The organism is Streptomyces sp. NPDC044106, from assembly GCF_056433985.1.
The window spans coordinates 95,042-107,945 of record NZ_JBWKFZ010000003.1 but is presented as its reverse complement, the minus strand read 5'-3'; the positions used below and the strand labels follow the sequence as shown (position 1 = coordinate 107,945).

The 12,904-nt window shown below is 72.4% G+C and carries 9 protein-coding genes; 3 read left to right on the top strand and 6 right to left on the bottom strand.

Annotated elements, in window-relative coordinates; translation table 11 throughout:
- Window positions 1–337: 337 nt before the first annotated feature.
- Window positions 338–1,360: an SGNH/GDSL hydrolase family protein gene (locus AC07DI_RS05655; RefSeq protein WP_384255546.1), complete on the bottom strand. Its 1,023-nt coding sequence runs from the start codon at window positions 1,358–1,360 to the stop codon at window positions 338–340.
- Between the two features lie 164 nt (window positions 1,361–1,524).
- On the opposite strand from AC07DI_RS05655, the gene AC07DI_RS05650 reads away from it, so the two are divergent.
- Window positions 1,525–2,916, top strand: a complete 1,392-nt coding sequence (locus tag AC07DI_RS05650) for a cystathionine beta-synthase (RefSeq protein ID WP_384255548.1) — start codon at window positions 1,525–1,527, stop codon at window positions 2,914–2,916.
- A gap of 621 nt (window positions 2,917–3,537) precedes the next feature.
- Here AC07DI_RS05650 and AC07DI_RS05645 read toward each other — a convergent pair.
- Window positions 3,538–4,383, bottom strand: coding sequence for a helix-turn-helix transcriptional regulator (locus tag AC07DI_RS05645; RefSeq protein ID WP_478902406.1), 846 nt, complete (start codon window positions 4,381–4,383; stop codon window positions 3,538–3,540).
- A gap of 172 nt (window positions 4,384–4,555) precedes the next feature.
- Between AC07DI_RS05645 and AC07DI_RS05640 the strand changes: the two genes are divergently transcribed.
- Complete coding sequence (locus AC07DI_RS05640) at window positions 4,556–5,317, top strand: SDR family oxidoreductase (RefSeq protein ID WP_478902405.1); 762 nt, start codon at window positions 4,556–4,558, stop codon at window positions 5,315–5,317.
- Window positions 5,318–5,353: 36 nt separating this feature from the next.
- Here AC07DI_RS05640 and AC07DI_RS05635 read toward each other — a convergent pair whose 3' ends face one another.
- Complete coding sequence (locus AC07DI_RS05635; protein ID WP_384255555.1) at window positions 5,354–5,779, bottom strand: hypothetical protein; 426 nt, start codon at window positions 5,777–5,779, stop codon at window positions 5,354–5,356.
- 11 nt (window positions 5,780–5,790) lie between these two features.
- A complete protein-coding gene (locus AC07DI_RS05630) occupies window positions 5,791–7,218 on the bottom strand; it encodes a purine-cytosine permease family protein (RefSeq protein ID WP_478902404.1) in 1,428 nt (475 codons plus the stop codon).
- A 311-nt stretch (window positions 7,219–7,529) separates the two neighbouring features.
- On the opposite strand from AC07DI_RS05630, the gene AC07DI_RS05625 reads away from it, so the two are divergent.
- Entirely contained in the window at window positions 7,530–8,363 is an 834-nt protein-coding gene (locus tag AC07DI_RS05625; RefSeq protein ID WP_384255559.1) for a MurR/RpiR family transcriptional regulator, read from the top strand.
- Window positions 8,364–8,398: 35 nt separating this feature from the next.
- Here AC07DI_RS05625 and AC07DI_RS05620 read toward each other — a convergent pair whose 3' ends face one another.
- Window positions 8,399–10,585, bottom strand: coding sequence for a protein kinase domain-containing protein (locus AC07DI_RS05620; RefSeq protein WP_478902403.1), 2,187 nt, complete (start codon window positions 10,583–10,585; stop codon window positions 8,399–8,401).
- Window positions 10,582–12,894 carry a protein kinase domain-containing protein gene (locus AC07DI_RS05615; RefSeq protein ID WP_478902402.1) on the bottom strand — a complete coding sequence of 771 codons (2,313 nt, stop codon included), beginning with the start codon at window positions 12,892–12,894 and terminating at the stop codon, window positions 10,582–10,584. The genes AC07DI_RS05620 and AC07DI_RS05615 overlap by 4 nt, the downstream gene beginning before the upstream one ends.
- Between the last annotated feature and the right edge of the window lie 10 nt (window positions 12,895–12,904).

Sequence of the window (12,904 nt, the reverse complement as noted above, 5' to 3'; positions counted from 1 at the left end):
TCCTGAGGGGGGAGGGTTCTCTGGAGCGAACCAAGCTATCCAGGAGGGGGTGGGGGCGCCAGCGGCGGGGGCGGCGGGCGATGGCATGTATAGGCCCATATCGGCAGAGTTGGGGCCGCTTTTGATCACTCTTGGCTCGTATGCGTCGCTCACCGCCATGAGCCGAGAAGTGGGTGGCTGTCTCGGAGAGCAAATTCGGGCATGGGAGGAGGTGCGGGAGGCCGGCGGGGGCGCTCCTTTGCTTTCCTGCGCAACTCGTTCCACCGGGGGCAAGGCGGCCCGCCGTACCGGACGCGCCATTTCGTACTCCCCGCCCGTAGGCGAGGAGCCGGCAGGGTCAGTGGGGGAGCGGCGCCGCCTCCGGGGCGTGGATGCGGCGGCGGCGACGGCGCTTGAGGAGGGCCCACGGGCCGCGGGGGCCTGTCGGCATCGCTGCCGTGACCTCCGTGCCGCCCTCTGAAGCCGCCTGAGCCGCTGCCCTGGCCACCGGCAGGAACCCCTCCCGCCGCGAGACATCGGGCCGCTCCTCCTCGGGCCAGAGGCCGAGCGCCGCGCAGAGCGTGGGGAGGACGGCCATCGCCGCCGTCGCGTACCCCTCGGCCGAGGGGTGGTAGTTGTCGGGACCGAACAGCTCCCGCGGATTCGCGTAGAACTCGGGGCCGAGCAGGTCGCCGAGGGACACGGTCCGGCCCCCCTGCTCGACCACGCCGATCGTCTGCGCCGCGGCCAGCTGCCGCGAGACACGCCGGGCCATCCACCGCAGCGGCTGGTAGACGTTCTCGACCGTGCCCAGGTCGGGGCAGGTGCCGACCACCACCTCCGCCCCGACCGTACGGAGCCTGCGCACCGCCGCGGAGAGGTGGCGCACGGAGCGGGTCGGCGGCATCCGGTGTGTCACGTCGTTCGCGCCGATCATGATGACGCAGACGTCCGGCACCCAGGAGGGGTCCGAGAGGATCAGCGTCACCTGCCGGTCCAGGTCGTCCGACTGGGCGCCGGGCAGCGCCACGTTCCGCAGGTCGACGGGCTGCTCGGCCACCGCGGCGAGCCCGGAGGCGAGCAGCGCGGCCGGGGTCTGCCTGGCCCGGTGGACGCCCTGCCCCGCGGCCGTGGAGTCGCCGAGCATCGCGAACCGCAGGGGTTCGCGCGCGGCGGCCCGCGCGGCGTTCTCGGCGAACGCCCCGCCGTAGCGGCCGTCCGCGCGCGGCGGATCCGCGCGCCCGCCGTTGCCCACGCTCCGCTTCGCCAGCTGCACCTCGGCGAGCACCACGCCCACCGTGGCGGCCCCGAGCAGTCCGATGCCCCCTCCGCCGTACGCCGCGCCCGCGGCGATCCGCCGTGCCACCCTCGCCCTCGACATGCCCTGCAGCCACCTCCTCGTGCCGTACCGCTCCATACGGCCGTACATCCACTCATTGCCCCGTAAGCACGGTCGGCCAATCGCGGGCGGAGGTGAACGGATGAGGTGGCCCCTTAGGCTGACCGCACCAATTCGTCGCACTACATCGCAGCCCGGAGACAACGGTGCAATTCCACGACTCGATGATCAGCCTCGTCGGCAACACCCCGCTGGTGAGACTCAACAACGTCACTGCGGGCATCCAGGCGACCGTCCTGGCCAAGGTCGAGTACTTCAACCCAGGCGGTTCCGTGAAGGACCGCATCGCCCTGCGCATGATCGAGGCGGCGGAGCAGAGCGGGGAGCTGAAGCCCGGCGGCACGATCGTCGAGCCCACCTCGGGGAACACCGGGGTCGGCCTCGCCATCGTGGCCCAGCAGAAGGGCTACAAGTGCATCTTCGTCTGCCCGGACAAGGTGTCCCTCGACAAGATCAACGTGCTGCGCGCGTACGGCGCCGACGTGGTGGTCTGCCCGACCGCCGTCGACCCCGAGCACCCGGATTCGTACTACAACGTCTCCGACCGCCTCGTCCGCGAGACGCCCGGCGCCTGGAAGCCCGACCAGTACAGCAACCCCAACAACCCGCTCTCCCACTACCACTCCACGGGCCCCGAGCTCTGGGAGCAGACGGCGGGGAAGATCACCCACTTCGTGACGGGCATCGGGACCGGCGGCACGATCTCCGGGACGGGCAACTACCTGAAGGAGGTCTCCGGCGGCAAGGTCACCGTCGTCGGCGCCGACCCCGAGGGGTCCGTGTACTCGGGCGGCTCCGGGCGGCCCTACCTCGTCGAGGGCGTCGGTGAGGACTTCTGGCCGACCGCGTACGACCGGAAGGTGACCGACGAGATCATCGCCGTGTCCGACAAGGACTCCTTCCAGATGACCCGGCGTCTGGCCAAGGAGGAGGGGCTGCTCGTCGGCGGGTCCTGCGGCATGGCCGTCGTGGCGGCGCTGCGCGTCGCGGAGCGGCTCGGTCCCGACGACGTGGTCGTCGTGCTCCTGCCCGACTCGGGCCGCGGCTACATGAGCAAGATCTTCAGTGACGAGTGGATGAACGACTACGGCTTCCTTGAGCAGGCCGGGGACGCGCCGCGCGTCGGCGACGTGCTGCGCCGCAAGGAGGGCGGCGAGCTGCCCTCGCTGGTGCACATGCACCCCGAGGAGACGGTCGGCGAGGCCATCGACGTGCTCCGCGAGTACGGGGTCTCGCAGATGCCGATCGTGAAGCCGGGCGCGGGGCACCCGGACGTGATGGCCGCGGAGGTCATCGGCTCGGTCGTCGAACGCGAGCTGCTCGACGCGCTGTTCACGCAGCGGGCCTCGCTCTCCGACCCGCTGGAGAAGCACATGTCGGACCCGCTGCCGCAGGTCGGCTCCGGGGAGCCGGTGGCCGATCTGATGTCCGTGCTCGGTGGCGCGGACGCGGCGATCGTCCTGGTAGAGGGCAAGCCGACGGGTGTGGTGAGCCGGCAGGACCTGCTCGCGTTCCTCGCGGAGCAGCAGGGGCAGTGAGGGGCGGCCGGGGCCGTGTCTTCGCTGGGTTGGTACGAGCACGTCACGTGCGCGCAGCACTCGCTTAACACGGCTCCGGCACAGTGGTGTTCGTCGGCGTCAGGACATCCGGAGCGGCTCCCGGACCTCCACGGACGCCTGGGCGCGGCCCGGCTCTGACCCGGGCGGCGCCCTTCGCGGGGACCGTCGTCGTCCCGCCCCCCGGTTGTCGGGGGTGCGGCGGTCCCCGCGGTGACGCTCCGCTGGGTTGGGCGGTTCTCGTCTGCGGGTTGGTGGGGGCTTGTCGCGCCGTTCCCCGCGCCCCTGGGTGGGTGGCCCTTGGGTTCTTTTCTGCGGGTTGGTGGGGGCTTGTTGCGCAGTTCCCCGCGCCCCTTGGGTGGGTGGGCCTTGTGTTCCTTCTGCGGGCCGGTGGGGGCGTTCGCGCAGTTGCCCGCGCCCCTGGGTAGTCCTCGTCGCCGCTTGGCCGGAGGTGCGGTCAAGGGGCGCGGGGAATTGCGCGACCAGCCCCCACCGGGGCCGCAGGTCAAGTGCTACTCGGGCGTAGGTGCCGTTCTTCAGGGGCGCGGGGAACTGCGCGATCAACCCCCACCGGCCCGCAGGGAAATGGCGCCCCCCACCCCGTCAGGGGATGTCGGATCTGGCCGGGGTCGCGGACCAGCTGGCCAGCAAGGACAGTCGGTCCGCGGTCTCGGAGCCCGGCTCCGGGGTGTAGACGACGAGGAGCTGCTCGGGATCGCCGGGCAGCGCCAGCGTCTCGTAGGGGAGGACCAGCTCGCCCGCGACGGGGTGGCTGATCCGCTTCACGCCGTGGGTCTTCTCCTTGACCTGGTGGTCCGCCCACAGCCGGCGGAAGTCCTCGCTCTTGACGGACAACTCGCCGACCAGCGAGCAGAGCGCACTGTCGGAGGGGCAGCGCGCGGCGTCCAGGCGGAGATACGCGACCGTCTCCGCCGCCACCGCCTCCCACTCGGGATAGCAGTCGCGTCCGGGCCCTTCGAGGAAGATCTGACGGGGGATGTTGCGCTCGGCGGGCGTCATGCGGGAGAAGCCGTTGAGGGCGTCGGCGAGGGGGTTCCAGGCCAGGACGTCCATGCGGCGGCCGAAGACGAACGCCGGTGCCCGGTCGATCGTGTCGAGCAGGAGCCGCAGACCGGGCCGGACCCGCTGCCCGGCGGCCCTGGCCCGGCGCGGCGGCGGCACCGGGCGGGCCACCGTCCGCAGATAGGCGTGCTCGGTCTCGTCGAGCCGCAGCACGCGGGCGATCGCGTCGAGCACACCGTCGGACACCGACGGACCGCGGCCCTGTTCGAGGCGGATGTAGTAGTCCACGCTGACGCCCGCGAGCTGGGCGACCTCCTCGCGGCGCAGCCCGGGCACGCGCCGGCGCCCGTACGCGGTGAGGCCCACGTCCGCAGGCTGTATGCGGGCGCGCCGTGAGCGCAGGAAGTCACCGAGGTCGCCGTCCATGCGCTCGATCCTAGGGCTGAGGCGGAAGATGAGCCTGGTACTGGCAGACCCAGGAAAGGCACAGCCCTGGGTAGCGGTGCGCGCGGTGCGCAGAGTGGTTCTCGCCGCCAAGGGGAGCCCCGGACACCACCGGGCAGGACCCGGGCGGCGGAAACCTCAAGGGAGTTCAGGCATGTCGTACGAGAGTCTTCAGGACCGCACCGCGCTCGTCACCGGCGCCGCCAGCGGCATCGGCGAGGCCACCGCCCGGCTGCTCGCCGCCCGGGGCGCGCGCGTCGTCCTCCTCGCCCGGCGCGCGGAACGGCTCGACGAGCTGGCCGCGAAGATCGAGGCGGACGGCGGACGCGCGCTCGCCGTCACCGCCGACATCACCGACCAGACGTCGGTGGACGCCGCCGCGGAGCGCGTCCACGCGACGTACGGCCGCGTGGACCTGGTGGTGAACTCGGCGGGCGTGATGTTCCCCAACCCCGTCACCGAGGCCCGCACCGACGAATGGCAGCGGATGCTGGACACCAACGTGGCGGGCGCGCTGCGGATCATCGGCGCCTTCACGCCGGACCTGATCGCGGCGGCCGCCGCGGGCGGAGCGGCCGATCTGGTCAACATCTCCTCGATCGGCGCGCACATCCCGTTCACCAACTACGCGGTGTACGGGGCGACGAAGGCCGCGCTGACCTACCTGTCGGAGTCGCTGCGCACCGAGCTCGGCCCGCGCGACGTGCGCGTCACCAACGTCGAGCCGGGCTTCACGGACACCCCGCTGCGCGGGCACGTCGACAACGACGAGCTGAGTGAGCAGCTGGAGGGCATGTTCGACGCGGTCGGGTCGCTGGCCGCGGACGACGTCGCCGACCTCATCGCGTACACGACGAGCCGGCCGCGCCGCGTCAACCTGCGCCAGCTGATCGTGCTGCCCACGCGTCAGGCGTGAGCCACCGCGGGACCGGCCCCGGCCGCGGGACCGGCCTCAGTCGTCCCAGTCCGACCTGCGCTCGCGCTCCTCGCGCCGCCGCCCGAAGCGCACGCCGCGCAGGGAGTGCACCGCGTTCACGCCGAAGATGCCGGCCCAGGACACGAAGAGCCCTGTCAGACCGGCGTTGACCACGGCGATCGCGGAGAGCGGGATGGCGAGGATCAGCGAGACCACGCCGAATCCGAAGCGCTCGCCCCACGAGTCGACCGGGCTCCCCGGCGAGCGGGCGCCACGGGCGACGACCATCTGCTGCTCGGCCAGATGGCGGCGCATACGGCGGTCGATCGTGCCGTCCAGGCGCTGCTCGATCTTCCCGAGGAACGAGTCGACCAAGGCGGAGTCGTACTCTTCGCCGAGCTCTCTGCGGGCATGCAGAGTGGCGTCGAGTTCCTTCTTGAGTTCGGCGTCACGGGCTTCCATACCCGTTCACGTTACGGCGCCGGAGCCTCCGTCGCGGTGGGGCTAACCCCCCTTTCCGTCCGGGGCCAGGCCCCCGGGGCGGACGCGTTCCGCCTGGCCAGCGCCCAGTACAGCGCCGCGGGCACGACGAGCCCCACGAGCCAGGAGATGTCGGCGCCGCCCAGCGGACCGACCAGCGGGCCCGTGTAGAAGTGCGTGACGAGGAAGGGCAGCTGGGCGAGGAGGCCGACGCCGTAGACGAGGAGGGCGTCCCAGCGCCAGGCGCCGTAGCGGCCGTGCGGGTCGAAGAGGGCGGGGATGTCGTACCGCTCGCGGGAGATGAGGTAGTAGTCGACCAAATTGATCGCCGACCACGGTGTGAAGAAGGTCAGCAGGAACAGCAGGAAGTCCTTGAAGGACGACAGGAAGCTGTCCTTGCCGAGCAGCGCGACCGCCGTGCCCGCCACCATGATCACCGCGATGTACGCGGCCCGCCCGCGGGGACCGAGGACCCGCCGGCCGCGGAAGCCGCTGATGCTGGTCACCATCGACATGAAGCCGCCGTAGGTGTTGAGCACGTTGATGGTCAGCTTGCCGAGCGCGATCACGAAGTACAGAAAGGAGGCGATCAGGCCGGTGCCGCCGAGGCCGACGACGTAGCCGACCTGGTCGGCGAGGAAGGCGTCCCCCGCGCTCGCCGCGACGAGCACCCCGAACGTCATCGACCACTGCGAGCCGAGCGCGGAGCCCGACAGGGTCCACCAGAAGGTGGCCTTCGCCGAGGTCGTACGCGGCAGGTAGCGCGAGTAGTCCGCGACGTAGGGGCCGAAGGCGAGCTGCCAGGACGCCGAGAGGGAGACGGCGAGCAGGAACATCGGCAGGTCGAAGTGGGCGTCGGAGAGGAGCGTGGACAGGTCCACGCGGTCGAGGAGGCGGATGCCGAGGTAGAGGAAGGCGAGCGCGCAGATCACGCTCGCCACCCGGCCGAGCGCGTGGATGACGCGGTAGCCGACCGCCGCCATGACCGCGGTGACCACGGCGAAGATCACGATGCCGGTGGTGTCGTTGGTGTGCGTGAGCTCGGCGGTGGCCTGTCCGGCGAGGACGCTGCCGCTCGCGAAGAACCCGACGTACATCAGGATGACGAGGAGCAGGGGGACGACCGCGCCCTTCACGCCGAACTGGGCCCGCGACTGGATCATCTGCGGCAGGCCGAGCTTCGGCCCCTGCGCCGAGTGCAGGGCCATCACCGCGCCGCCGAGGAGGTTGCCGAGGACGAGACCGGCGAGGGACCACACCACGTCGCCGCCGAAGACGACGGCGAGCGCGCCGGTGACGACCGCGGTGATCTGCAGATTGGCGCCGAGCCAGAGCGTGAACTGGCTGAACGCCGTGCCGTGCCGTTCGTCGTCGGGGACGACGTCGATGGAGCGCCGCTCCACCAGGTCCTCAGCTGCCATACCGGTCAACTCCCCTGTGCCTGTACGGGTGTTCCTGTGCGCGTGCTGTCGTGCGGGCTATTGGTCCTTCTTGTCCTGGTGCCGTTCGGGAAGCGTTCGTGGACCGTGTCGAACTGGATCGTGTGGGAATCCCTTGCCCGGCTGTATATCGTCATGCAGAGTTCTTGCTGTTTGAATAGGTTGTCAATAGTCAGTGGCGCCTCGGCGCGAATATCCGGGTAACGAGTGGCCGATGGGCAAGACAGGACCGGGATCTGGTCGGAACTCGGCGCGGCGACGACCGCGGGTACGGACATGGTGAGGGGGACGGCATGAGCGACAGCCCTGCCGCGCGACTGCAAGTGCTCTTCGAGGGCCACCGGCTCACGCCCACGCAGCGGCGCATCGCGCACTGCATGGTGCGCAGGGCCGCCGACGCGCCCTTCCTCTCCAGCGTGGAGCTGGCCGACCTCGCCGGGGTGAGCCAGCCCTCGGTCACCCGCTTCGCGGTCGCCCTCGGCTTCGACGGCTACCCGGCGCTGCGCAGGCACCTGCGGGACGTGGCCCCCGCGGACAGCTCGGGGGCGACGGCCGTCAACGAGTACCAGCAGGCCGTCGAGGCGGAGATCGAGAACCTCCGCCACCTCGCCGAAGTCCTCGCCGACCCGGCCCCGGTGGAGCGCGCGGGCCGCCTCCTCGCCGCCTCGCGCCCCCTCCCCGTCCTCGGCCTGCGCGCCGCCGCCTCCCAGGCGTACGGCTTCTCCTACTTCGCCGCCAAGGTCCACCCCGACGTACGCCTCCTCGACGAGGGCGGCACGATGCTCGCCGACCGGATCGACGCGGCGGTCCGCGCCGGCGCCACGTCGCTGCTCTGCTTCGCGCTGCCCCGCCACCCCCGCGAGGTCGTCGACGCGCTCGCCCACGCGCGGTCCGCGGGCCTGACCGTGGTCACCGTCGCCGACTCCGCCTTCGCCCCGGTCGCCGCCCACTCCGACCTCCTCCTGCCTGCCGCGGTCGGCACGGGCCTCGCCTTCGACACGGCGTGCGCGCCGATGCTGCTCGGCCGGGTCCTCCTTGAGGCCATGTGCGACGACCTGCCCGACGCGCAGGCCCGCCTGGAGGAGTTCGACGTACGGGCCGCCGCGCGGGGGCTGTTCGTGGAGTGAGCCGTAGGAGTCGTAGGAATGGGGGAACGGGCGCGTTACGTGTGGGGCACCGAGAAGCGGAAGAGCTTGCCGGACCAGGCGGCGTACAGGTCGTCGCCGACGGTCTCGGCCGACCAGGAGCCGGAGCCGCCGGTGGCCCGGTGGTGCCAGATCCGCTCGCCGGTGTCGGCGCGGAAGGCGTACAGGCCCTTCGTACCGGCGGCGACGAAGAGCCCGCGCAGGGCGTCCAGGAGTTCGAGGTCGCCCAGGCCCGCCCCAGCCGTCCAGCGCTCGGCGCCGGTCGCGGCGTCGATCCCGTGCAGGACCCGCTTGTCCAGGTAGCAGACGGTCGCACCGGCGCGTGCGTAGCCGCGGTTGCCGCGGGCGGTGGTCCGCACCGTCCACAGAGTCCTGCCCGACGCCGGGTCGAAGGCGGTGAGCAGGCCGCGGGTCGAGCCGTTGAAGCCGGTGCTCGGATAGCAGAACAGGGTGCCTTCGAGCAGGCTCAGGGACCTCGTGTAGCCGAGGATCTCGCTGTTCGTGCGCGGGAGTCCGGTGGGTCTGCTCCAGCGTGTCCTGCCGTCCTCGGGGTCGAGGGCGAGCAGCTTCATGTCGGCGTCGATGCCGTAGAGCAGCTTGCTCTTCTCCGGCGGGTAGAGGGCGACGAGGTCCTTCGTCCAGACGCGGTCGCCCGTCCGCCGGTCGAGCGCGGAGTAGCCGCTGAGCATCGCGCCCGGATTGACTTTCGACGGGCTGCCCGAGGTGAGCGGCGCGCCCGCCGGAGTGGCGCCGATGGTCATGCCGATGTCCTGCTTGTCACGTGAGCTCCACCGCACCTCGCCGCTCGACGCCTCAAGTGCCCGGAAGCGGCTGCCGCTCGTGGTCATGACCAGCTCGCCGTCCGAGAAGTCCAGCTTGGGCGCGCCGTCCGCGGCCGGGGGCGACTCCCACAGCTTCTTGCCCGACCGGCCGTCGAACGCGTGCACCTTGCCGTCGGTACGCACTGTGTAGACGCGCTTGTCGTCGGGCAGGGCGTCGGTGTTCTGGCCGCCGAGGTCCTTCCACAGGAGCTTGCCGGTGCCCCGGTCGAAGCAGGCGCCGGAGGCCTTCTCGGTGCACAGCAGCGTGGACCGGGTCACCGCGCGCAGGAACATGCCGGGCTGCGGGAGCTCCTTGGTCCAGGCGAGCTCGGGGGCGGCCGTGGCTGCGCCGTCCTCGTCGCGCGAGCGCAGGAACCAGGTGGCGCCGCCCGCCGCCGCGGTCACGGCGAGTACGGCGCCACCGGTCAGCAGCCGGCGCCGGCCGAACAGCGGGGCGCGCAGCGCGTCCTGGAGCGTCCGCCGGTCCTCGGTCACCCGCAGCTCGACCGCGCCGAGCCAGCCCGCGGTGGTCTCCGGGCGCAGCCAGGCCTGGAGCTGTTCGACGGTGGGGCGGCGGGCGGGGTCCTTGTCGAGGCACGCGGCGATGATGCCGAGCAGGCCGTGGGGGACGCCGTCCAGCCGCGGCTCCTCGTAGGCGGCCCGGTAGAGCAGGGCGTGGACCGCGCCGGTGCCGAAGGGCGGGACGCCGGTGGCGGCGAAGGCGAGCACGGCGCCGAAGGCGAACACGTCGCTCGCGGGGGTGAGTTCGTGGCCTCTCGACTGCTCGGGCGACATGAAACCGGGCGACCCCGCGACCTGGCCCTCGGCGGTGAGCACGGTCGCGTCGACGGCACGGCTGATGCCGAAGTCGATGACCCGGGGCCCGTCGGAGGTGAGCAGGATGTTGGACGGCTTGAGGTCGCGGTGGATGAGCCCGGCACGGTGGATCGCGGCCAGCGCCTCCGCCAGGCCGCCGCCGAGCACGCGCACGGTCGGCTCGGGCATGGGCCCGTGGGAGCCCAGGGCGTCGGTGAGGGAGGGGCCGGGGATGTACGCGGTGGCCAGCCACGGCTGCGGCCCCTCGGGGTCGGCGTCGACGACCGGCGCGGTGAAGGCCCCGGACACCGCGCGTGCGGCGTCGACCTCGGCCCTGAAACGGCGGCGGAAATCGGGGTCGGCGGCCAGCTCGGGACGTACGACCTTGACGGCCACCGCACGGCCGCTGCGCGACGCGGCGAGGTGGACGCGGCCCATGCCGCCCGCGCCCAGCTCCCGGATCACCCGGTAGGGGCCGATGTACGCGGCGGGGGCCGGGGAGGCGGTTTGCGGGGGCGGCCCGGACGGTGGCAGGGGCGGGGTGGGTGGCGTGGTCGGCAGGGTCACGGCGTGTCGCTCCGGAAGGCGTGGAGGGTCGTCTCGGACGCGGCGAAGAGGGTGTCGCCGGAGATCTGCAGCAGCCATGTGCTCGTGCCCCCGGCGTTCTTGCCCTCGGCGCTGCTCCCGGCTTTGCCGCCGGACGGCTGGTGAGCCCAGAGCGGCTTGCCGTCGGACGCGCGCAGCACGACGAACCCCGGCACGTCCCCCGCGGCATAGGTGGGGATGGCGAGGACGGAAGAGGAGACGGCGGGCCCCTGGTCCAGCGCGCCGCCGGTGGTCGACAGGTGCACCGGGCTCGCCCTGTGCCACACCTGCTCACCGCTGCGCATGTCCAGGGCGAACACGGTGCCGGGACCGTCGTGGAGATAGGCCCGCCCGCCGCGGACCCCGGCCGGGCTGAGAGTGGTCGTCTCGTTGACGGCGGTCCACCGCTTCTCGCCGTCGGCCGCACCGAAGGCCTGCACCTTGGTGCTGGTGACGAGCAGGGTCTCGCCGTCGGTGGACAGGTGGGGGTAGGCGCCGGGTCTGACGACGTCCCCCGCCTTCCACCGTTCGGCGCCCGAGCGCAGGCCGAGGCAGCGCAGTGTGCCGTTGTCCTGGAGGAAGCAGCGGCCCCCGTCGGCGTACGCCTGGAAGTCGCTGCCCTTGACCTTGCGCGACCACAGCACCTCGCCCGAGCCGAGATCGGCCGCGAGCACCCCGTACCCCTCGTGACCACTGGTGCCGACGACCGCGACCGGACCTGCGACGGACAGGACGCTCTCGACGAAGTCGGCGGACTGGGCGCCGGCGCCCTGCTCGGTGACCACATGGGCGAACTTCTGCCTGCCCGCGGCATCCACACCGAACAGATGGCCGCGCTCGCCGCTCCAGGCCGAGGCGAACAGCGTCGACCCGCGCACGCCCAGCCACTTCGGGCCCCCCGCGACACCGGAGGGCAGGCGCAGCGATCCCGTCCAGCGTTCCTTCCCGGTGGTGCTGTCGTAGGCGATCGCGCGTCTCTGCTCCCAGTGCACCAACACGCCTCCCAGGAGTCGGAGTTGCGGCGTCGCCAGCTTCTTCAGCGGGACCGACCACAGCGGCTTCGGTCCTGCCGGGAGCTTGGCGGCGGTCCGGCCGGTGGTGCCCTTGCTGCCGCCACTGCCGCCACTGCCGCCGTCGCTGTCGTCCGGGGCCGCGCCGCTCTTCGACCGCAGCCCGGCCAGCGCCGCGGCCCCGCCGCCCGCCGCGACGGTGGTGCCTGCCGCGGCGATCCACAGGAACCTGCGGCGGCTCGGGCCCGCGCTGGGCTCGACGGGCGGTGCGAGGGACGCCACGGGCACGGGCGGCGCGGACACCAGAACGGCGGCGTGCGCCTGTCGTCGCGCCAGGTCCTCCCGCAGGCCCTCCGTGAGCAGCGCGGCGGGATCGGTGGCGCCCAGCGCGGCCAGTACCGAGGCGGCGGACGGCCTGCGCGCGGGCTCCTTGTCCAGGCAGGCGCTGATCAACGGCCTCAACGCCGTTGGTACGCCGCTCAGTCGGGGCGGCTCGTGGACGGCACGGTAGAGGATCTCGGCCGTCCCTCCCGAACCGAAGGGTCCCTGCCCGGTGGCCGCGTAGGCCAGGACGCAGCCCAGGGAGAACACGTCGGCGGCAGGACCGGCCTCGCGGCTCGACATGATCTGCTCGGGCGCCATGAACCCGGGCGTCCCCATCACGGCGCCGGTCCGCGTCACCTGAGTGGCGTCCACCGCGCTGCTGATGCCGAAGTCGATGACGCGGGGCCCGTCCTCGGTGATGAGTACGTTGCCTGGCTTGAGGTCGCGGTGGACGATGCCCGCGTCGTGGATGGCGGGCAGGGCCTCCGCGAGACCGGCGCCCAGGGCCCGCAGGCCCGCCTCGGGCAGCACGCCGAAGCCGCGTACGACGTCGTGCAGCGACGGCGCGGGGACGTAGGCCGTGGCCAGCCAGGGCTGCGGGGCGTCCGCGTCCGCGTCGAGGACCGGCGGGGTGAAGAAGCCGCTCACGCGGCGGGCGGCTTCGGCCTCGCGCCGGAACCGTCCGCGGAAGTTCGGCGTCTCGGCGTACTCGGGCCGGATGACCTTCAGGGCGACCAGCCTCGACCCCGGCGACCTGGCGAGGAACACCCGGCCCATGCCCCCCTCGCCGAGGAGTTGGAAGACCTCGTAGGGGCCGATGCGGGTGGGGCTCTGCTGCCGGGGGCCGGCCTGGGCGGGCGGCTGTGACGACTGTGACAGCTGTGACGGCTGCGGCACCGTGGGGTGCGCGGGCTGTACGGCTGTGGGGTCGCCGCTTCCGTAGGGATGTGTGTGCACGTCGTCGCGG

Coding starts and splice junctions, on each gene's coding strand:
- AC07DI_RS05655 (WP_384255546.1), bottom strand. CDS start 1,360: ATGTCGAGGGCGAGGGTGGCACGGCGGATCGCCGCGGGCGCGGCGTAC.
- AC07DI_RS05645 (WP_478902406.1), bottom strand. CDS start 4,383: ATGGACGGCGACCTCGGTGACTTCCTGCGCTCACGGCGCGCCCGCATA.
- AC07DI_RS05640 (WP_478902405.1), top strand. CDS start 4,556: ATGTCGTACGAGAGTCTTCAGGACCGCACCGCGCTCGTCACCGGCGCC.
- AC07DI_RS05635 (WP_384255555.1), bottom strand. CDS start 5,779: ATGGAAGCCCGTGACGCCGAACTCAAGAAGGAACTCGACGCCACTCTG.
- AC07DI_RS05630 (WP_478902404.1), bottom strand. CDS start 7,218: ATGGCAGCTGAGGACCTGGTGGAGCGGCGCTCCATCGACGTCGTCCCC.
- AC07DI_RS05625 (WP_384255559.1), top strand. CDS start 7,530: ATGAGCGACAGCCCTGCCGCGCGACTGCAAGTGCTCTTCGAGGGCCAC.